The sequence below is a fragment of the Sulfurimonas sp. genome (genome assembly GCF_050296975.1).
Taxonomy (GTDB): Bacteria; Campylobacterota; Campylobacteria; order Campylobacterales; family Sulfurimonadaceae; genus Sulfurimonas.
The window spans coordinates 1-19,892 of sequence record NZ_JBNKRX010000037.1; the positions used below are offsets into that span (position 1 = coordinate 1).

Annotated in this window: 20 protein-coding genes; 6 read left to right on the forward strand and 14 right to left on the reverse strand. The window is 33.3% G+C overall.

All coding sequences use genetic code 11. From position 1 onward, the window contains the following. The 7 genes from ACQY56_RS11675 to ACQY56_RS11705 form a co-directional block, all read right to left on the reverse strand. The coding region (locus ACQY56_RS11675; protein ID WP_428743769.1) for a hypothetical protein at nucleotides 1–816 on the reverse strand (816 nt) is incomplete at its 3' end. Between the two features lie 129 nt (nucleotides 817–945). Further along, nucleotides 946–1,632: a TonB family protein gene (locus ACQY56_RS11680; RefSeq protein ID WP_428739335.1), complete on the reverse strand. Its 687-nt coding sequence runs from the start codon at nucleotides 1,630–1,632 to the stop codon at nucleotides 946–948. Beyond that, nucleotides 1,625–4,708 (reverse strand): efflux RND transporter permease subunit, encoded by a 3,084-nt coding sequence (locus ACQY56_RS11685; RefSeq protein ID WP_428739334.1) that lies wholly within the window; start codon nucleotides 4,706–4,708, stop codon nucleotides 1,625–1,627. The genes ACQY56_RS11680 and ACQY56_RS11685 overlap by 8 nt, the downstream gene beginning before the upstream one ends. A gap of 14 nt (nucleotides 4,709–4,722) precedes the next feature. Continuing rightward, complete coding sequence (locus ACQY56_RS11690) at nucleotides 4,723–5,109, reverse strand: ExbD/TolR family protein (protein ID WP_428739333.1); 387 nt, start codon at nucleotides 5,107–5,109, stop codon at nucleotides 4,723–4,725. Continuing rightward, nucleotides 5,099–5,542 carry a TonB-system energizer ExbB gene (exbB, locus tag ACQY56_RS11695; RefSeq protein WP_428739332.1) on the reverse strand — a complete coding sequence of 148 codons (444 nt, stop codon included), beginning with the start codon at nucleotides 5,540–5,542 and terminating at the stop codon, nucleotides 5,099–5,101. The genes ACQY56_RS11690 and exbB overlap by 11 nt, the downstream gene beginning before the upstream one ends. 126 nt (nucleotides 5,543–5,668) lie before the next feature. After that, entirely contained in the window at nucleotides 5,669–6,415 is a 747-nt protein-coding gene (locus tag ACQY56_RS11700) for a carbonic anhydrase (protein ID WP_428739331.1), read from the reverse strand. A gap of 82 nt (nucleotides 6,416–6,497) precedes the next feature. Beyond that, nucleotides 6,498–7,154, reverse strand: a complete 657-nt coding sequence (locus tag ACQY56_RS11705) for a tRNA-uridine aminocarboxypropyltransferase (RefSeq protein ID WP_428739330.1) — start codon at nucleotides 7,152–7,154, stop codon at nucleotides 6,498–6,500. A 26-nt stretch (nucleotides 7,155–7,180) separates the two neighbouring features. Here ACQY56_RS11705 and ACQY56_RS11710 point away from each other — a divergent pair, with 26 nt between their 5' ends. Continuing rightward, nucleotides 7,181–8,428 (forward strand): NAD(P)/FAD-dependent oxidoreductase, encoded by a 1,248-nt coding sequence (locus tag ACQY56_RS11710; RefSeq protein WP_428739329.1) that lies wholly within the window; start codon nucleotides 7,181–7,183, stop codon nucleotides 8,426–8,428. A 2-nt stretch (nucleotides 8,429–8,430) separates the two neighbouring features. Then, the gene (locus ACQY56_RS11715) at nucleotides 8,431–8,880 is read left to right on the forward strand and encodes a rhodanese-like domain-containing protein (protein ID WP_428739328.1); all 450 of its coding nucleotides are present in this window, start codon (nucleotides 8,431–8,433) and stop codon (nucleotides 8,878–8,880) included. On the opposite strand, the gene ACQY56_RS11720 is transcribed toward ACQY56_RS11715, so the two are convergent. Then, nucleotides 8,877–9,395, reverse strand: a complete 519-nt coding sequence (locus tag ACQY56_RS11720) for a thiamine phosphate synthase (RefSeq protein WP_428739327.1) — start codon at nucleotides 9,393–9,395, stop codon at nucleotides 8,877–8,879. The two genes, ACQY56_RS11715 and ACQY56_RS11720, sit on opposite strands and share 4 nt — an antisense overlap. 83 nt (nucleotides 9,396–9,478) lie before the next feature. Between ACQY56_RS11720 and ACQY56_RS11725 the strand changes: the two genes are divergently transcribed. From ACQY56_RS11725 to ACQY56_RS11735, 3 genes are read left to right on the forward strand one after another with little or no spacing between them, the layout of a single operon-like run. Beyond that, the gene (locus ACQY56_RS11725) at nucleotides 9,479–9,838 is read left to right on the forward strand and encodes a cupin domain-containing protein (protein ID WP_428739326.1); all 360 of its coding nucleotides are present in this window, start codon (nucleotides 9,479–9,481) and stop codon (nucleotides 9,836–9,838) included. A gap of 15 nt (nucleotides 9,839–9,853) precedes the next feature. After that, entirely contained in the window at nucleotides 9,854–10,786 is a 933-nt protein-coding gene (locus tag ACQY56_RS11730; protein WP_428739325.1) for a flagellar hook-length control protein FliK, read from the forward strand. Beyond that, nucleotides 10,783–11,031 carry an EscU/YscU/HrcU family type III secretion system export apparatus switch protein gene (locus ACQY56_RS11735; RefSeq protein WP_428739324.1) on the forward strand — a complete coding sequence of 83 codons (249 nt, stop codon included), beginning with the start codon at nucleotides 10,783–10,785 and terminating at the stop codon, nucleotides 11,029–11,031. Before ACQY56_RS11730 ends, ACQY56_RS11735 begins: the two co-directional genes overlap by 4 nt. A gap of 3 nt (nucleotides 11,032–11,034) precedes the next feature. Here the strand turns inward: ACQY56_RS11735 and ACQY56_RS11740 are convergent, their stop codons facing one another. After that, entirely contained in the window at nucleotides 11,035–12,825 is a 1,791-nt protein-coding gene (locus ACQY56_RS11740) for a PAS domain S-box protein (RefSeq protein ID WP_428739323.1), read from the reverse strand. After that, the gene (locus ACQY56_RS11745; RefSeq protein WP_428739322.1) at nucleotides 12,826–13,197 is read right to left on the reverse strand and encodes a response regulator; all 372 of its coding nucleotides are present in this window, start codon (nucleotides 13,195–13,197) and stop codon (nucleotides 12,826–12,828) included. Nucleotides 13,198–13,408: 211 nt separating this feature from the next. On the opposite strand from ACQY56_RS11745, the gene ACQY56_RS11750 reads away from it, so the two are divergent. Beyond that, a complete protein-coding gene (locus ACQY56_RS11750) occupies nucleotides 13,409–15,136 on the forward strand; it encodes a sensor domain-containing diguanylate cyclase (RefSeq protein ID WP_428739321.1) in 1,728 nt (575 codons plus the stop codon). Nucleotides 15,137–15,140: 4 nt separating this feature from the next. Here ACQY56_RS11750 and ACQY56_RS11755 read toward each other — a convergent pair whose 3' ends face one another. From ACQY56_RS11755 to ACQY56_RS11770, 4 genes are all read right to left on the reverse strand, one after another. Next, nucleotides 15,141–16,685: a PAS domain-containing protein gene (locus ACQY56_RS11755; protein WP_428739320.1), complete on the reverse strand. Its 1,545-nt coding sequence runs from the start codon at nucleotides 16,683–16,685 to the stop codon at nucleotides 15,141–15,143. 142 nt (nucleotides 16,686–16,827) lie between these two features. Continuing rightward, nucleotides 16,828–17,202: a hypothetical protein gene (locus ACQY56_RS11760; RefSeq protein ID WP_428739319.1), complete on the reverse strand. Its 375-nt coding sequence runs from the start codon at nucleotides 17,200–17,202 to the stop codon at nucleotides 16,828–16,830. Nucleotides 17,203–17,313: 111 nt separating this feature from the next. Beyond that, nucleotides 17,314–18,402 (reverse strand): radical SAM protein, encoded by a 1,089-nt coding sequence (locus ACQY56_RS11765; protein WP_428739318.1) that lies wholly within the window; start codon nucleotides 18,400–18,402, stop codon nucleotides 17,314–17,316. A 133-nt stretch (nucleotides 18,403–18,535) separates the two neighbouring features. Further along, nucleotides 18,536–19,840 carry a 2-isopropylmalate synthase gene (locus tag ACQY56_RS11770; protein ID WP_428739317.1) on the reverse strand — a complete coding sequence of 435 codons (1,305 nt, stop codon included), beginning with the start codon at nucleotides 19,838–19,840 and terminating at the stop codon, nucleotides 18,536–18,538. Nucleotides 19,841–19,892 lie beyond the last annotated feature (52 nt).

Genomic DNA, 19,892 nt, shown 5'->3' on the forward strand with positions numbered 1-19,892 from the left:
TAAATTATGATGTATATCTAAACTCCATCCACTTGCTAAAGAGGTGTCATCTAAATAAGCACTTTGGTAATGAAGTGCTATATCTGTTCCAACAAGTGCTATATCTTCATGAAATACTCCTGCTGTTGGGGAGACGTAAGAGCTAATATCCAATCTTCTAACTTTCTCACAACGATATGATTTCACACATCTATATTCTGTCTCACAGTTTACTCTTCTGCTTTGTACTGAACCTCCTAAATTGCTACATTCATTTGAGCGATCATTATCTGCTGTCCAACTAAATAGTTCTTTTTCATTCCCAGCCAACCATGGATAATTAGTACCTGTCTCTTGACAAGTGGTAGTTGAACTCTTATCATACCCATATAAATACCACTTACGCCCACTATTTTCACAATAATTTACCATACATTCTAAATCTGTAAAATTATCATTTAAAGAGATTTGTTCTTCACATTCATCAGGATTTTCATATATAAATATCAATGTTTTATTATCAGGTGCAGGCAAAACAGGGGTACAATTAAGATCTACAAACTCTCCATAACAAGTAGTATACTCATTAGTATATTCCATATGTGAATACTCAACTAGTTGAAATGTACCATATAATACTCCAGAAGAATTAGTAATACTACCATATATAAAATGAAAATACTCTTCAAATGCTTGACTACAAAATCTCTCAGATTCTGAAACAGTTGGTATTGTAGATGCGTACTTGTAATCCCAATTAGCATATTGACCTATCACACCAAAAAGCTGTATTTGAAACAATATTACACCAAATAATATACCCTTTAAAAACTTCATCAAAACTCCAATCAAAATAAACTAACTTGATAATATTAAAACATTGTTATGAGTTTTATATGAAATATATTTTTTCTTGTTTTTTATTGGTTGTAGTTACGATTATTCACACTTAATTAAAATAATTTATTATTGATTCACCAACTGATACACAAGTTTGATCTCAAACTCATGTGGCAAATCCAATAGAGTGTTTGAGACATCTACTGGAAAGCTATCTTTGATTGCTTTGAAAGTTGGTTTTTTAAAAATCTTTTTACCATCTAAAACTTTTATATCCCCTACTCCACCATCAGCCATAACAACAAACTTGACTGCAACATCACCCTCTATACCTCTTCGTCTTGCAGACATAGGGTAGCGTTTATTTTCATTGATTTTTTTGATGAGATGTATTGTAAAACGATCAAGCTCTTTTTCTTTTGCTATCTTCATCTGTTGCATTTTACGTTGTAGCTCTTGATTGTCTACAACCTCTTCATGTTCTACTACCTCTTCTACAACTTCCTCTTGAACTATCTCTTCAACAACTTCTTCTTTTGGTACCTCTTTTTTTACAACCTCTTTTACTACAGGTTTTGGTTTTGTTTTTTTCACAACTTTTTTAGGTTTTTGCTCTACCTTTTTTACCTCTTTTTTAGGTTGCACTTTTTTTGCATGACATTGTTGTTGAATGATGGCTATAGCAACTTTATTTACACATAAATTTTTCTCTACTATTTTTACATCATCTTCTGTTAAAGCCATCACAAAAGAAACTACAACAAAACAATAAACCAAAAAAGTTATCATAAAAGAAGATAGGTATCTACGCATTTTTTACTCCACTTACATAGTTATATAAGACTGGGACATAAAAAAGATTCAGTACAGTTCCCCATAAAAGTCCAAACCCTAAACTCACTGCCAAAGGTTGAAATGCTACTGCATCGGCAGTTGCAAAAAACATCAATGAAAACAACCCAACAATCGTTGTCACAGAAGTTAAAATAATTGGTCGTAAACGTCTTGAAGCAAGTCTAAATATATCTGCTTTTGTTTTTGCAACTCGAAGTGTTGCCATCATGATGATCCCATCATTTACGATAACACCTGCAAGTCCTAGTGCACCTATGAGTGATGGTAAAGAGGTATTTAATCCCATAATAAAATGACCAATATACACACCCAACAATGAAAATGGGATAACAGAAAGTACTATAAATGTTTCTCTAAATGAGTTAAACAAGTACAAAATAGCAGTAAATATCAATACTATTGCTACAACAGACGCAAGTATAAACTCTACTTGCATAGTTTTTTGTTGCTCCCTCTCCCCTTTAAAGCGTAGTTTTAATCCTGGTGTTTTTTTGATTTTATCTAGTGTTGGTTCTATCTTTTGAAGTACCTCTGAAGAGGTTATAACATTTGGATTTACATTTGCATAAACATAAAAATTTGTCTCTCCATCTTCTTTTACAAGCATCTCTAAAGATTCCACTTTTTCAAATGTACATAAATCACTAAGTTTTACATATTGATTTTTTACAAAAATTTCTATATTTTTAAATTTTTCTAAATCATTTTTATAATTCACTGACTTTACTTTGACGTCTAAAAGTTCTTTTCCATCAAAGATAGTTGCTATTTTTTTAGAAAGGTACAAGTTAGCTATAAAGTTACCAATATACTTTTTCGTTATCCCTAACTCTTGTGCGTAGCTATTGAGACTTATTTTGATCTCATCGATACCAACTTTGATATTATCTCCATAGTATTTAATCCCTTCAACCTTTGAAAAAGCATCTTCTATCTCTCTTACTGCTTGGAGTGCTTGTTGATGATCGTCACTCACTACACCTATGCGGATATCTGCTTTTGCATGACCCATTTTGTTTTCCACAACTTGAAGAGCACTTAGATGATACTTTTGTTGCAATCTCTCTTTTTTAAGCCACTTTCGTAAATCTCTTGAAATCTCTTGAGATGATTTATCACGGATACGGTCACTTTCATCATAATAAAAACTGAGATACGGTGTAATGTACTTATCCATAAAGTTCATAGGTTTGAGTCTATAAAGCTCCATGTTCAAATATCCAACATAAGGGTACATCTCACGATCTCCTGTAGCAGTCCTTCTGTACCCTGCCGTAGAGCTTACATGTTTGACAAAAAACTGCTCTTTTTGTTTGAGAATATCTTGCTCTAACTTTTGCACAATTGCCAATGACTCTTCAAGCGTTGTAGTTGGTTGTGCTTTAAAAGTGATGTTGATAGAAGAGGTATCAAAAGGTTGAAACATCTGAAATTTTGAGTACTTAGCCCCAGCGACAATGAGTAAAGGTACTACAATAACAAATACTGTAATAAAACTTTTTTGGTATCTTAAAAGCTTCTCTAAAGCAGTTGCATAGAGATTATTTATCTTTTCCCAAGAGAGTGTTTTTGAGTTTTTAGAGAGTGTATGTGAAGCATGGATAGGTAAAAATACAAACGATTCCACTAAAGATGCGATAACAAGTGCAGAAAATGCTATAGGGATAAGCTGGATAATCTCCCCTAATCTCCCACTAATCATCAAAAGAGGGATAAAAGAAAACAGAGTTGTAACAGATGCAATTGTGACAGGTTTAGCCATCTCTTTTGTCCCTAAAAGTGCTGCTTCTTTAGGTGAGTAGCCTTGCTCTATATACTGTTGAATATTTTCACTTACAACGATTGCATCATCAACAATAATACCAATGGCAATAAGCACCCCAATCAAAGAGTTTACATTGATACTATAAGGTGTAAAGTAAAAATATATCGCTCCTATTACAAACGATGTTGGAATACCTAAAGCAATGATAAAAGCCATACGAGGATTTATAAGTATGGAGATTAAAAATACAATAAGTAAGATTCCAAATAAAATGTTTGAGATAACAATGTTGAGGCTATCTTTAATAACTGAAGAGTTATCCATACGAATATCAACTATAGCACCTTTTATTTTTTCCTTTTCAACTAATGTTTTTACTTTATCCGAGATAATAATAGCATTGCCTATAGGATTTTGTGAGATAGATAAACTTATGGAGTTTTTTCCATCCATACTTGCTAATGTTGAGACGTCTTCATATCTCTTTGTGATTTTTGCAATGTCACTTATATTGAGCTGTTTATCGCCAACATTTATGACTGTTTCTTCTAACCTATGTGACTTTTCCTGTCCATTTTTTATTGAAAGGAAAAACTGCTCTTTTGCGTTATCGATTTTTCCAAGAGGGAAAATATATGAAAGCTCTGAAAAAACTTTCACAACATCATCTAAAGAGAGTCCATAAGCGCTTAACTTATCTTCATCGATAAGTATTTCATAATATAGATCAGAATCCCCAAAAATCGTAACATCTGAGATATTCTCAATTGACAATATTTTTGTTTTTAGCTTTTTTGCCAATGCTTGTAGATCACTACGAGAAAGCTCGGATGAGCGTATAGAGACCTGCATCAATCCTCTAGCATGGGCTACATTTCTTACATTTGGAATATCCATATCACTTGGTAAATCAGGTTTAACCAAGGCTATAGCATCTTCAACATCGCGTAATACCGTCTCCCTATCTGCCCCTTTTTCAAGTTCCATCGTAACAGAAAACTTCCCAGGTGTTATAACGGAAGAAACATTATCAACGCCTACAATATTTTGTACCTCTGCTTCAATTCCTACAACTGCCATAGTGTTTAAACTATCAACTGAAGCTCCACTGTAACTCCCTCTGATAGTAATCGAATCTGGTTCTATTGTAGGTGAAATCTCTTTTGGTATCTTTGTATAGGCGTAAATACCTATCGCAAAGATAAGAAAAAACAGAGTATAGTTCATTTTATAGTTCTCTATAAAGAACTTTAAAAAACGCTCAAACATTTATAATCTAATTCCTATGATTGATCTTTTTTTGTGATGATTCCCAAGTTTTTAAACTTGTTTGTTTCTAAAATATCCAGTATTTGTACAAACGTTTCAAACTCTGCTTTTTTATCACAATTTATAGCTATTACAGTATCTTTTTTATACATTAAGAGAGATTTTTCTATATCCTCTTTTGCAACAGTTTCTTTATCAAAAAGGATATCCCCATTTTTTTTGATAGTAATAATTAAGTTTTTCTTTTCATCTTGTTTTACAGCAGAAGATGCATCTGGAAGATCAACTGGGATAATCCCCTTGGCCACAAAAGATGCTGTTGTAAGGACAATAACTAAAAGCACAAGCATTATATCTATAAATGGTACAACATTTATAGAGTCAAATTTTTTAAGCTGCATTTTGTTTCTTTTGAGCTATATCCCATCTAGCAAGTAGCACTTCTATCTTTCTTGTTAAATGGTTATAAAAAATAATTGCTGGAATGGCTACAACAAGCCCCATCGCCGTTGCTTTAAGTGCTAATGCCAAAGAGGTCATAATCATCTTTGCATCCAAATCACCACTTTGCCCCATTGTATAAAATGTAACGATTATTCCAATTACAGTACCTAAAAGTCCAATATACGGAGCATTAGAACCAAACGTAGAGATAATGTTTATATTATTTGTCACAGCAATTTCAAGCTCTTCTTTGGTTTCAAACTTTTTTACATCTACCCCTTTGTAAAACAAAAGTCTTTCAACCCAAAACATCAAAGCTAAAAAGCTCATAAGCCCAAGCAATCCTATGATTCCATAATCAACAATATTCTTAACCAATTCTATATTCATCCCACTCTCTTTTTTTCTTAAGATATTTTTAAAAAATATTGTAAATATATCTTACAAGTGTTAATTTTGTGTTAATTTAGTTTTCAGAGATAGTTAAAACAGAGAGAAAATTCTCTGTTTTTTTGATTATTGAAGTACTTTTCTAGCGTATGTAGGTTGGATAGGTCGATTGTTTGGATGATGCATTATGTGGGCAAATTCATTCACTTCCCCAGCTGAGACTTCAGGGTTGTTTTTCATAACAAACCATCGTACACCTTCACTACATGGTGGAGTTGTTAATGAACCATCAAATCTATAGTATGTTTTATCCAAAGGAAGTATTTTATTAATCATTGCAGCACTTAATTTGAACTCGTTTTGTTTACCTGCTTTATGGGGCATTTTCTTCCAAACTTTGCTAATAATTGGATTTTCTACACCATCTTTAAAAAGCACTGCAACAACTGCTAATGAACCATCTTTTGCAACATGTACAAAATGTGCTTCAAGAGGAAAAGGTTTTCCATCTATATGGTTTTCACTTGGAGCATGGAAGTGGAACTGTTTGAGTTCAAAAGTTTTATCATCTATTGTGATTGTACTTCCATCTGCAATATTCACCTGAACAGTATGACCATTATTTACAATGGAAGTTGCTGCTGTTTTATAATCAAATTTAATTGCATCCAATCCAATAGTTTTAATCGTGTTTTGTGCATTGATATCGATTGGTGATTGTGAACCACCTAGTTTACACTCAGCATATTTTGGATCAATATTTCCCCAATGTTCAGGCCCTTCTTCACCACTATAGCCCCAATGTCCAGTATGAGTTCCTGCAAATAATGAAGAAGTTACTAATAATCCACTTATAATATATGATAATTTCATGTTTATCCTTTTTTTATTATTTTAATTGAAGGTTGTAGTCTATTCATATATATTTAATAAAAAGTAAATTTAGAGGCACTTTTTACCTAGAATATCGTTTAAAACGTACAGCATGGCTTCTAGGATTTGCTATCAACTCTTTTTGATACTCAATCATTTTAAAGAAAGGTTTGATGAAATTTTGCAATTGTTTCTCTTTAATCGCTTCAATTTTCCAGTTATTTAACGCTTCTAAAACCACCTGTGTTGACTCTATTGTTGAGAGGTATGCTTCATTTGGTTGTACTTTGATCTCATAGCATGAAGTTTTTGTTGTTGTGAAGCTCATATGTTTGAGTGTGTTTAGATTTTTGCTTAAAGTAAACATCTTTTTTGTACAAGCCCACGTGCTATCAATAATAAATATTGCCAAAGGTTTTGAGGATGTTTTTGGATTTGTTTTTGAGATATTTAACGCATCTACAGAAGGGAAAAGGATATAGCTCTCATGTGTAGCTATGATCTCATTTATACGTTGATTATTTGAAAAATCTATACCTACAAATAGCTCTGAATTTTTTAAACTCTGGTGAGTGAAATGCCCAGTATTGTTTTTGACTTTTTTAAACTCTTTTGGGTGCATGAGAACTACAAACTTTGTATCTGTCTGAATATCTTCACAATACTCACACATACACGAGCTCATAGGTCTATAACACTTGTAACATTTCTCTCGATCGCCGTAGTAGGTACATTTCATAAGTGCAATTATAGTAGAATAAGCTTATGAAAAATAGATACGATCTTATAGTTGTTGGAAGTGGTGCCGCAGGTTTGATAGCTTCTGTTGTCGCAGCACGGGAAGGCAAAAAAGTCCTACTTTTGGAAAAACTCTCTAAAATTGCCTCAAAACTAAAAGCAACGGGTGGTGGGCGCTGTAACCTTACAAATACACTTTCAAATGAAGAGTTTATGAGTCGTTTTGGTCGTGATGGTCGTTTTATGCAAGACGCCCTAAATGGTTTCGATCATAAAGAACTCATAAATTTTTTAAAGAGCATTAGAGTTGAAACACACGCACCTGATGGTTTTCGTATCTTTCCAACTTCACACTCATCCCAAACAATCATAGATGCTTTTTTAGATGAACTTACACGTTTAGGTGTAGAGCTAAAGTGTGAGCAAAAAGTTGAGAGCTTACTTGTTGAAGATGCGCACATTATTGGAGTACAAACACAAGACAACACTTATAAAGTAGACGCTGTGATCTTAGCAACTGGAGGGCTTGGTTATCCTACTCTTGGAGCTGAGGGAGATGGTTATGCTTTAGTTGAAGCATTAGGTCATAAAGTGACAGATCTCTCCCCTGCTATGATGCCTCTAAAAACAAAAGAGAGCTGGCAAGAGAGTTGTCGTGCAGATACGATCCCAAAAGTAGAACTGCGCGTTGATCTTAAAAAGTATAAAAAACTTCGTGCAAAAGGTGATCTTATCTTTACAAAAGATGGTATTCGTGGTCCTGTTGTGCTTGATTTTGCCAGAGAGGTGACACCTATTTTAAAAAAATATGATGAAGTTCCAATCTTACTTAATCTTACAAAAGGAAAAAATGAGGAGCAGATCAGAGAAGTTTTAAAATCTTCATCACAAAATAATCCCGACAAAACAATAGTAGAGCTTGTACACACTCTACTTCCTCTACCACTCTCTTATGAGTTGTGTAAATTAGCAGAAATTCAACCTGATATCACTTATAAAAACATAAATGGGCAAAAACGTGATAAACTTATACAGTTACTCGCATGGACACCATTAACTGTGATAGGACACGATGGCTTTAAAATGGCGATGATTACTAGAGGTGGTATAAGTCTTAAAGAGATCGATCCAAAAACGATGCAGAGTAAGCTTATAGATGGTCTTTACTTTTGTGGAGAGCTTATGGATTTAGATGGTCCTTGTGGTGGGTACAATCTACAATGGAGTTTTGCTAGTGGGCATTTAGCAGGGCAACTGAAAACTAAAAAGGAATAGATATGAGAAATTTAAATACTAAACTTGAAGAGTACGCTAAAAGGTGTGATGAAGTCTTTTTATCTGAGCATTTAAAAGCTGTTATAGAAGAAGCAAACACTCACGTTATCAATATAGATGTTGAGGAGTTGTATGATATAAGCAAAGATATCATCCTTATCGATGTTCGTGAGCCTGAAGAGTTTAGTTCTGGCTACATTAACGCTCATACAGTGCTCACAATTCCAAGAGGAAAGTTAGAGTTTATGGCTATAGAAAAAGTAGCAAAACAGTTTGGGCAAGATGCGCAAATCATCACTTATTGTCTGAAAGGTCCACGTGGTGCATTAGCAGCATACCAACTTCAAAAACTCGGCTTTACTAATGTAAAAAACCTAAATGGAGGGATATTAAACTGGCTCTCTAAAGGGAATACTATTCATAGCTATCTTGGAGAACTTTCTTTGGCTTAAAAAAAATAACGAATAGATGCAAAGCCATACGCTTTTGCATCGTCTACCTCTTTTATCTGCTCTTGGGTCACTATTCCACCTAAGGCAAACACTTTTATATTTACTTTTTCGATCAGATTTTTTAGGTCTTCTATCCCTTTTGGTTCACCTTTGTTTGGCGATGGGTAGATCGGGCTGTATGTAACATAATCAGCTTCTAAATTTTGTGCTTCTAAAACTTCAGCATGTGTATGTGTTGAGATGATCACTTCAACTCCAAACTCTTTTGCTTTTTGTATTTGATCGAATTGTTTAGATGTTAAATGTACACCTGTGCCTAACTCTCTTGCAAATGCTACATCTTGGTGTATAAATGGTTTAACTACTGGAAACTTTTGACACACTTCTACAAACTTTTGTGCTTCTTGCTTATAATGAGGTGTTTGTTTATCTCGATAAAGCACAAAATCAACTCTATGTTTTTGTAGCTGTTGTGCTAACTTATCAACCGAAGCAGTGATCAAGTAACTTTTCATCTATACCTTAGCCTTTCATTTTTCTAATTATAAAACAATATTCTTACAATTTTATTGATATAATGTGTAAAAAAAGGGATTTTATGTATTTGCACAAAAATATCAAAGATGTAGAAACAATGGCGCAAAGTGCCGGAAAAGGTGTTGGGATGAAGATGTTACTCTCACCAGATGAATCACCTAACTTTGCTATGAGAAACTTTACGATCGAAGCAGGTGGTTTTATGCCGCTACATACAAACTCTGTAGAGCATGAGCAGTTTGTGATCAGTGGAAAAGCACTTGTAACTATTGGCGATGAGAAGTTTGAAGCATCAAGTGGAGATGTTTTACTGATCCCTGCAGGTGTAGCACATGCGTACGAAACACTTGGAGATGAAACATATAGCTTTTTATGTTTAGTTCCAAAAGCAGAGGATACTATTACAGTTTTGAGCTGTTAATATGAAACTTTAGCTATGATAGAGTCAACATCGGCAAAACTTCAAAATATCTTTTTACCATCAACCAACAAAGCACTTGCTCGTGTGCTTCAAGATATTGCACCCGAGAAGTTTGCCCAGCTCTCTCAAGCTAAAGATCTCTCTTCGATTTTAACGAGTATTTTTAAAGACTCTGCAACCAATGAGTTGCAAAACCAAAAACTTTTAGAACTCCTGCAAAACAACCCTACTCTAAAGGAGCTCGGAAGCATAAAAACAAGCATGAAAGATTTTTTACTTCTTTTGCAAAATGAGAAACAAAATCTGCCTATAGAGAAAAACCTACAAGCTATGATGGGTGATATTAAAAACATAGATGACAAAGTGCTCAAAGCAAAACTCGAAAACTCGGGCATTTTTTTAGAGTCAAAACTCAAAAATCTCAATCCACAAGATGCTAAGATCCAAGAACTTTTATCGAACGATTTTAAAGCTGCACTTTTAAAAACAAAACAGGAGTTGCAAAACATTCCGTTTGAGAACAAAATACAACTGCTAAACATTGTAGACAAGCTCTCCTTACAGATCGATTACTATCAACTGCTCTCACATCTCTCAAACGGTTCAGCCATGTATATACCCTACCAGTTTGACGCGTTAGAAGATGGAAGTTTTAGCATAAAAAAAGATACAAATGATGCCTACTTCTGCGACATCGATCTTACCTTAAAAGAGTACGGCGATCTTCATATACGTCTTGGGCTTTTTGAGAAAAAGTACCTCAACGTAAACATCTCAACACCAAATAAAGAACTAAAACAACGTCTACAAAGTGCTCTTCAAGAGTTAAAAGAGCAACTAACTTCTACAGGATTATCTGTAAAAGATATTCGCTTTATCGATCCAATGCAGACAAAATATGCCTCAGAAGATGACGACATAAAACTAGGATTTGAGGTTAAGATATGAAGCCAAAAGCAGCCGCACTCAAATACGACGCAAGTAAAAACTCTGCACCTAAAGTCACTGCCAAAGGGGAAGGTAAAACTGCACAAAAAATCATAGAGATTGCAAAAGAAAACGGTGTCCCGATCAAAGAGGATCAAGACCTGATCGAGTTACTCTCAAAAGTTGAACTGGGTCACGAAGTACCACCTGCAATGTACAAAGCGATTGCAGAAGTTTTTAGTTTTATATATCGACAAACAAAGTAGACTCTATTTAGCGAATGCTGGAAGTACAACTTCAAAAACAGCACCTTTCCCCTCTTTATCGTTATTATGTACATCGATTGAACCATTATGATCTTCAACTATTTTTTTAGCGATATTGAGCCCTATACCTATACCTCCATACTCTTTATGCCCTACAAATGGATCAAAAAGCTTATCTAATATCTCTGCATCTATACCTTTACCACTATCTTCAAAACGGATAACTATAAAATCATCTTTATGCTCACATGTGATTCTTATAAAATTTTCATCATATTTTCCATGTTTGTCTAATTCATCAAGTGCATTATTTAAAAGTACTACCCAAATCTGTTCAAGTCTTTGTTTTTGCCCTAACACATAACAATCTATCTCATCTGTTTTCATTCCAAAAGTAAATGGTTTTCCTTGAACCTCAATAGTCGCTATTTGTTTTGAGCGATTATATCCTAATGTTATTGCCATCATAACTGTATCAAAAACATCTACTTTCTCTTTTGCTTCACCATTTTGTTGTGACATTTCACGCATAGAGGTAACTATCCCCTCTATACGTTTTAATCCCTCTGATATTTGTAAAAAATCGTTTTTAAAGTCAGTATTTTGCATTGATTCTAGTTTAATTTCTAAAATCTCTATATTTCCTTTAACATATGTTAATGGGGTATTTATTTCGTGTGTAATTCCAGCAGCAAGTTTTCCAATAACTGTAAATTTGGCATCATCCATACGCTCTTTATAATGTTTTCTTTGCATCTCCAAGTTTTTCATAACTTCTTGTTCCACACGCAAATTCAGATACAGCTCTTTTTCCTCTGTTTGCGTGATATCATTACAAAAACCGATATAACCTCTTAATGTATCGTTTAACATGATGGCATTTGTATAATACTTCAAAACCTTTGTCATGCCATCATCATTTTTTCTTAAAACATAATTTTGATGTAACTGCTCAATAAGTTCTTCATCTTTTTCTTGTATCTCTTGAGCAAATTCCAGGTCAAATATCTCACGATCTATTTTTCCAAAGACATCCTCTTTATTGAGTTTAAATAGTTGTAAAAATGCATCATTACACTCCTCATAACGAAAATTTTTATCTTTGATAAATATAGGAATTGGAGCAGTATTTATAAGTGTTTTTAAATAAGATAAATTTTCTTGAAGTTGTTCATTATATTGTTGGAGTAATTCAGCTGAATTCATCTCATCAGTCACGTCAATAATAGTCCAAAGAACTGTTTTTTCATTTTTTACACTACTATAAACAGGGATGCCAGAGATATCTATCCATATTTTTGAGCCATTGGCATGTAAAACAGGATATCTAATAACTATGACTTCATCTTGTTTCGCTTTTTTATATATATCTTGATTCCAACTTTCATAATGTGCTTTATCAAGATGAAATATAGCTGTACTTTTTCCAAGGAGATCTTCTTTAGCATAACCAAATATTTTACAAAGTTTAGGATTTACTTTTAAAATCTTTCTATTAAGATCAACAACTAAAAAACCAGCTGTAGCACTTTCAAAATAAAGTTGATTTTCTTCATTAAGTTCTTGTAACTCTTTTAAAGCATTTTGTTCGTTTCTTCTTACAGAGAAAAACCAAAATAAAACTGCTAAAAAAAGCACAAATGAAAGAAAACTCATCAAAACAAAAAAGCTGTGTAATAGCTTTATATTTGGGTAAAGTCTAGTCTCTTCTAAAAGATATACAAATCCAATAATACCGAAAAATAAAACAGCTAAAACACTTATAGAGAGCCAATAGGTAAACTTTGTTTTCATTTAAGATACTGTAGCTAAGCTCTCTATTTTTTCCTCTAAACCTTTTAAAGAGTCAAATGGTTTCATGATATAGTGAATAGCTCCACCTCGATGTGATTCTAAAACTTTATCTAACGTAGAATATGCAGTCATCATAATCACTTTAAGATCAGGATATTTTTGTTGCAACTTTGGCAACAACTCCAAACCATTCATTTGAGGCATCATAATATCTAGCAGTACTATATCTATTTTATGATCGATCTCTTCAAGAGCCGTTAAAGGATTTTGATACACTTTTACACTATACTTTAATGTATGGTGTAAAAACCCTTCTAACATATCCAATATTTGCTTCTCATCGTCCACAATTGCAACTTTTATCGTTCCCATAATCTTCCTCCTAACCACAAGAGTAACTATTATTTAGGTAACAAATTACCAACAACTAAAATAAACAGAAAAGGTTTATTTCTATATTATATAACTTATGCCTTAATTTAACTTTATTAGTGAGGATTAAGTTTCTTAAGTATTTTCGTTGTTTTCATTTTAAATTATGCTAAAATAATTACTAAACAATATGTACAAACTAAGATGAGATATGCAAACTTTTAATACCTACTACACATCAAAGTTCAAATTAGAACAGTTTGTTCAAAAGCACACCATAGAAGATTCTAAACATCTTTTAATACAAATATTTACTTCTTTAAATGATCTCAAATGTATACAAAGCATTTTAGATATTCTCTCAGAAAAATTTCCACAAGCATCTGTTATCGGTGCAACGACTGATGGTGAAATAAAAAATGGTAAAGTGACAACAGACACGACAGTGATAAGTTTTAGTATTTTTAAAAATGTTTCTCTACAAACGTATATCTCTGGAGATTTTTCTGATTATTTCCAAGCTGGACAACAACTTGCATCATCACTCATAGAAAATGATACACAAGTGATTATCTCCTTTATAGATGGTCTTGGAGCTAATGGGGAAGAGTATCTTAATGGAATCAACTCTATTGACAAAAATATACTCGTAGCAGGTGGTTTAGCTGGGGACAACGCAACTTTTCAAGGCACTTATGTCTTTGATAAAAAATCTATCTACTCTAAAGGAGTTGTAGGTGTTTCTTTAAGCTCTAAATCTTTAAAGGTTTTTACAGATTTTAGTTTTAGTTGGCAACCAATAGGAAAAACTTTAAAAATCACAAAAGCTGAAAAAAATCGAGTTTACACCATAGATGATAAAACAACAGTTGATACTTATCAATACTATCTAGGAAATGACATCAGTAAACAACTTCCTTTTATTGGTATAGAATTTCCACTTATCATCCAAAGAGATGGGTTAAATATTGCCAGAGCGCCTATATCTAAAGAAAATGATGGTTCATTGATTTTTGCGGGGAATCTCAAAAATGGAGATAAAGTAAGGTTTGGTTATGGTGAACTAGATGAAATTTTAAGTCAAACGCAACCTCATATCGATAAACTTTATGATAAAAGTATTGAAACAATTTTTATGTACTCATGCATGGCAAGACGAAGATTTATACCTGAAGATATCCAACATGAAACACTGGTATATAATCAAATAGCTCCAACTAGTGGCTTTTTTACATACGGTGAATTTTTTAGCACAAACAACAAAAAAGAGCTACTCAACCAAAGTTTAACAATCCTTGCGCTTAGTGAATCAAATGAATATAACAAACAAAAAATTATAGTCAATCCAACCGCAACAAACACAACAGCTATTCAAGCACTTTCTCATCTTATAAATGTTTCAACAAAAGAACTTGATGAAGCACATGCACAACTCAAACTTTTAGCTTCAACTGATCCACTTACAAAACTCTATAATAGAAGATATTTTACAGATATTTCTGAACAAATTTTTAAAATGTGTATGAGAAATTCTCAGCCATTAGCTACAGTTATGTTAGATATTGATAAGTTTAAAGATATTAACGATACATACGGACATGCTATAGGCGATCTTGTTTTAACCGAGTTATCAAATCTTTTAAAAAATTCTTGTAGAGATAATGATGTAGTGTGTAGATATGGTGGTGAAGAGTTTGTTCTATTACTGCCAAGAACAAATATAGATGGGGCAAATAAAGTCGCTCAAAATATTAAACAAAATGTTGAAAAACTTATCATTACAACTACAAAACATAAAACATTTAATTTCACTGTGAGTTTAGGTGTTTCAGAGATAAATTTTAGTGTTGAAAAAAGTATAGAAAAAAGTTTAAGTAGAGCAGATAAAGCACTCTATATTGCTAAAAATGAAGGACGAAATCAGGTTGTAGTAAAATAGCTTTTTATTGTAACATTGTTATATCACGTCCTGTTGCCATAGCACCTACAATAAGCCCGAAAACATCTTTTTCAGGGACAAAACGGATATGTCCTACCCTATGTTCTCCTGCCATATTTGTCCAGTGTAATTTCATCTCATCTTCTACGTCATCATTCATAACATGATGTAATTTATCGCTATACTCTTGCATCTGTTCACTACTTATATCTGAAAAAGGTTTTCCATTGATATCTTGATGCGTGAGACCAGTTTCTTTTAAAAACGTAGGATTAGCATATATCCTATTACCCTCTCTATCATATCTGACTATGGCATCTGGACTATTTTCAACTAAAGTTCTAAAAAGTTGCTCTTTTTCCATTAAAAAACGCTCTTTATGTTTGAGCTCTGTTAAATCTCTTCCAATAACCAAGAGACTTTTTACCTCTCCATGTTCATCTTTTTCTGGGATGATATGCTGCGACCCCCAACCAATCTTACCATTTGCACGAACAAATGCTTCTTTGATATCCATTGCTCGACCTGTTGCAATCACTTCACGCATTTTTTCTTCAAACTCTTGATTTGCCAACATCGCTGAGTATTCAGATGGTGTTTGACCAAGTAGCTGTTCTTTATCTCTCCCTAAAAGCTCTACACCTGCTTGATTTATGTATGTTCTACGACAATCAAGATCATATCGCACTATCATATCTTTTGTATTTTCTGCTAGATTTCTAAACATCTCTTTTTGTTTATATAATTCACACTCGTTATTTTTTCGTTGAGTAATGTCATATACAAATCCATACCAAATAAAATCATCAGAGTTGTAACGATATTTTGCATGGCTTTCCATCCACCTAACACCCTTAGTTGGATGGTTTATTCTAAACTCTTGATACCAGTCATTTTTTGCATATGTTGCTACAAATATACTTTTTTTTACTTTTTTTCTATCTTTAAGATGAACTGCTTTTAACAATAAAGAGGCATCTTTATAAATCTCTTCAGCCTCTATACCAAAAAGTTCAAAAATATTCTCAGAGATAAACCTAAATGAGCTCTTGCCATTCTTATCTATGTGAAAACTACTTATAGCACCTGGTGAGGCTTCAGCTATCATAGAAAACTCTTGCTCTTTTTCTTTTAGTTTTTTTTGTAAATTTGAGATATCTGTTATATCTTGAGCTATTGCTATACGAAAAGGAAAATTGTCATACTCAAAAACAGAACCAGATATATGTACTCCAACTAAATGCCCATCTTTTGCTTTATGTAATGTATTAAAAGTTATTTTTTCTTTCATTTTAGCTTGTTGAGCTATCTCTACATTAGAATATTTTGCTTCAATCTCTGAAACATTCATCTGTAAAAACTCTTCACGGCTATAACCCAACATATTGCATGCAGCATCATTTACATATAAAAATCTATAGTTGTTAAATTCATCGATGATATATACTGCTTCTTTTGCGTTATCTATAGCAGCTTCTAAGATATGTAGTTTTTTTTGAGTATCTTCATTTGTTAATGTTTTATCAAATTTTCTGTTAATACCAAACATACGGCCTCTTTTTGAATTCTATAAATAAAAACTATAAAAAATATTTTTAAACCTAATCACATAGTATAAAATTATCTCTTAAGTCTTACTTTAGTGAGACCAGTTTCTCATAGACCCACCGATTATCGGTAAGTCTATATATTTACATTTGTATAAATGTTTCTATTTGGTTAATATCTTTGATCTTATCTAACTCTTTAGCAGCAAGTTTTAGATAACTTTGTAATGCTTTTTTATCTAAAAGCACAATTTCATCATCTAAATGTAAATGTGCCCTTCTTATACCACCTTCAATCCCTTCAATAATTTTCCCTTTAGATGCTTTTACAGGTGCACTTTTTAAGACATAGCGAACTTGCCCTTTTGCTATCTCTCGTAATCTTTCTATTGGAAGAATGAACTGAGGTATAGGGAACACTCCTCTTATAATACGAGGGTCAATTGGTCTAATAGTTCTAAATAATGAAGGATCAACCTCAACTTTACTTATATCAATTTTTGTTAATTTTTTCGCCATCATTTGCTCCTTTTTTTGCTTATGAAACGATCCGCAAAATTCTTTGCAACTTAGATTGTGTTACCATTTTTTTTAAAATATCACACCTCCTATATATTGGATTTATCTCATTTAATTGGAATAGTTCAACATATGTTGTGCAAAAAGCTCATTATCTTGCAGAGATTCAAAAACATACTTTGCAGCTTTTATAGCATGTCTTTCACTATAACACATCATCGCACTTGCTTTACTTGCTGAACCTGTCATATGATAGTTTGTACATCCACACCAGTTCATACAGTACTTTTGTAACTCACACTCTTTACACTCTTCATTTTCATTAGCTTCTTTTCGCCCTATAACACAGCGATGTAGTAAGTTTACGCCTGTATGAACATTTCCCATGTTCATCTGCTCATCAGTATCATCACCAATGAGTCTCTCACATGGATATACATTTCCACTTGGTGCAAATCCAAACTCTGTTTCACCCATACCACACTTATCTCGCTCCTCATAACCACCTTTGAAAAAGAGAATTAGCTTACTATCAAGTAGGTTTATAGCTATCTCTTGACCTTGGTTAAACATCTCTATATAAGTATCTGCTATATTTTGATACCCATCTGCTATATCATCAAAGCTCTCTTCACCCCACTCTATCGATACATCAGGATTGAGATGGATGCGATAGAGCTCATTGTCAATCAAAAAGCGTACTGTTTCATCTAGTCTTTTTATAGTTAAAGGAGTAAACACAGAGTTCACTTGAAAATACTCTATATGATTAGCAAGATTTTTGATATTTTTACTAATGCGGTTAAAAGTTCCATTACCATATTTATCTTTTCGGAACTTATCATGGATATCTTGTGGACCATCAATGCTAACACTTATATTGATACCATGTTTTTTTATCAAATCTATTGCACTACTATTTAATAGTGTTCCATTGGTAGTGATACTAAAGGAGATGGGATGTGGAAGGTTTTTAGTATAAATGTATTCTATGATTTCATCTATAAGACCTAACTCCATTAAGGGTTCTCCACCAAAAAAACCTATGCTCAAGTCCTCTTTTGGCGGAGTGATTAATATGATAAAATCAATAATTTTCTTCGCTGTTTCTATATCCATAGTACAGCTACTCTTTTCTCCAGCATAACAATATTCACAGCGTAAATTACAATCATGCGTCACACTTAGTGATATCTTCATCTTATATCCTTTTAGTGTTATTTATTATTATTTATACATATAAAAAAACAATAGTTTTTTAATTCTACGCTTTTTTTTCTTAATTATAAATTATACTAAACTTGTTTTTTTATGTTTTATTGTAATCTATACATTAACGAATCATCTCTTCATAAATCCCTAAAATCTCATCACTGCTTATCTCACCGCCTCTTTTTTCAGAAATACTCTTTACTTCATCAGCAAGTTTTGCCTGTAACTCTTTGGGAACATTAATGTCATATATCTCTTTTAACACATACGCTACCCCACCTTTACCCGACTGAGAATTTATACGAATAGAGTTTTTATACTCTCGCCCTATATCTTCTGGATCGATTGGCAAATACGGTACCTCCCAAAAATTTCCCTCTTTTTGACGATGGATATCCATACCTTTTTTTATAGCATCTTGATGTGTGCCTGAAAAAGCAGTGTAAATCATATCTCCCACATAAGGGTGACGCTGGGGTACTTTGACACCTGTTATAGAGGTAATTTTCTCCAAAATAGCATCTACTTTTTCCACATCTAACTTCGGATCAATCCCTTGCGAATAGTAGTTAAACGCCAAAGTTACCAAGTCCACATTTCCAGCTCGCTCACCATTTCCAAGCATCGTTCCCTCTACCCTGCTCGCTCCTGCTAAAACTGCCAACTCCGCACTTGCAACTGCACATCCCCTATCGTTGTGAGGATGTACGCTTATAATGACACTCTCTTTATTTTGGATATGTTTAGCCATCCACTCTATACGATCAGCGTACACATTTGGTGTACATGCTTCTAAGGTATTTGGCAAATTCAAGATCATTGGTTTTGTTGGTGTTGGTTTATAGGCTTCAATCACCGCATTAGAGACTTCCAAAGCATACGCCAACTCCGTTTGCGAAAAACTTTCTGGTGAATACTCAAATACCACTTCCCCTACAAACTTTTCACTCTCTGATTTTATACACTTAACCCCTTGCAATGCTAAAGTGATGATCTCCTCTTTTGATCGTTTAAACACAACTTCTCTTTGGTTTGATGCAGTTGGATTGTATAAGTGCATAGTGATCCGTTTTGCACCTTGTAATGCTTCAAAACTTCGCTTTATATGTTTCTCGATCGATGGTGTTAAGATCCCTATAGTTACATCATCAGGTATCAAACCCTCCTCGATCAACTTGCGACAAAAATCAAACTCAGTTTGTGAAGCACTTGGGTATGCAACCTCTATCTCTTTAAAACCAAACGCAATAAGCGCTTTAAAATACGCTACTTTTTGCTCTATCCCCATAGGGTTTGCCAAAGCTTGATTACCATCGCGCAAGTCTGTACTTACCCATGTTGGGGCTTTTGAGGCAGTTTTATCTGCCCACTCTCTTTTTTCCAATGTAACCGTTTCATACGGTTTGTATTTTGTGTAATTACACATAGGTTTTTCCTTAAAAATTAACAATAAAAATAGGTGTATGCTTATGTGTAGA

Bases quoted from the DNA above. Each gene is read 5' to 3' on its own strand.
- ACQY56_RS11725 (WP_428739326.1), top strand. From the start codon at position 9,479: ATGTATTTGCACAAAAATATCAAAGATGTAGAAACAATGGCGCAAAGT.
- ACQY56_RS11755 (WP_428739320.1), bottom strand. From the start codon at position 16,685: ATGTTTGGTATTAACAGAAAATTTGATAAAACATTAACAAATGAAGAT.
- ACQY56_RS11770 (WP_428739317.1), bottom strand. From the start codon at position 19,840: ATGTGTAATTACACAAAATACAAACCGTATGAAACGGTTACATTGGAA.
- ACQY56_RS11740 (WP_428739323.1), bottom strand. From the start codon at position 12,825: ATGAAAACAAAGTTTACCTATTGGCTCTCTATAAGTGTTTTAGCTGTT.
- ACQY56_RS11760 (WP_428739319.1), bottom strand. From the start codon at position 17,202: ATGGCGAAAAAATTAACAAAAATTGATATAAGTAAAGTTGAGGTTGAT.
- ACQY56_RS11750 (WP_428739321.1), top strand. From the start codon at position 13,409: ATGCAAACTTTTAATACCTACTACACATCAAAGTTCAAATTAGAACAG.
- ACQY56_RS11680 (WP_428739335.1), bottom strand. From the start codon at position 1,632: ATGCGTAGATACCTATCTTCTTTTATGATAACTTTTTTGGTTTATTGT.
- ACQY56_RS11765 (WP_428739318.1), bottom strand. From the start codon at position 18,402: ATGAAGATATCACTAAGTGTGACGCATGATTGTAATTTACGCTGTGAA.
- ACQY56_RS11690 (WP_428739333.1), bottom strand. From the start codon at position 5,109: ATGCAGCTTAAAAAATTTGACTCTATAAATGTTGTACCATTTATAGAT.
- ACQY56_RS11710 (WP_428739329.1), top strand. From the start codon at position 7,181: ATGAAAAATAGATACGATCTTATAGTTGTTGGAAGTGGTGCCGCAGGT.
- ACQY56_RS11730 (WP_428739325.1), top strand. From the start codon at position 9,854: ATGATAGAGTCAACATCGGCAAAACTTCAAAATATCTTTTTACCATCA.
- ACQY56_RS11745 (WP_428739322.1), bottom strand. From the start codon at position 13,197: ATGGGAACGATAAAAGTTGCAATTGTGGACGATGAGAAGCAAATATTG.
- ACQY56_RS11735 (WP_428739324.1), top strand. From the start codon at position 10,783: ATGAAGCCAAAAGCAGCCGCACTCAAATACGACGCAAGTAAAAACTCT.
- ACQY56_RS11715 (WP_428739328.1), top strand. From the start codon at position 8,431: ATGAGAAATTTAAATACTAAACTTGAAGAGTACGCTAAAAGGTGTGAT.
- exbB (WP_428739332.1), bottom strand. From the start codon at position 5,542: ATGAATATAGAATTGGTTAAGAATATTGTTGATTATGGAATCATAGGA.
- ACQY56_RS11705 (WP_428739330.1), bottom strand. From the start codon at position 7,154: ATGAAATGTACCTACTACGGCGATCGAGAGAAATGTTACAAGTGTTAT.
- ACQY56_RS11685 (WP_428739334.1), bottom strand. From the start codon at position 4,708: ATGTTTGAGCGTTTTTTAAAGTTCTTTATAGAGAACTATAAAATGAAC.
- ACQY56_RS11700 (WP_428739331.1), bottom strand. From the start codon at position 6,415: ATGAAATTATCATATATTATAAGTGGATTATTAGTAACTTCTTCATTA.
- ACQY56_RS11720 (WP_428739327.1), bottom strand. From the start codon at position 9,395: ATGAAAAGTTACTTGATCACTGCTTCGGTTGATAAGTTAGCACAACAG.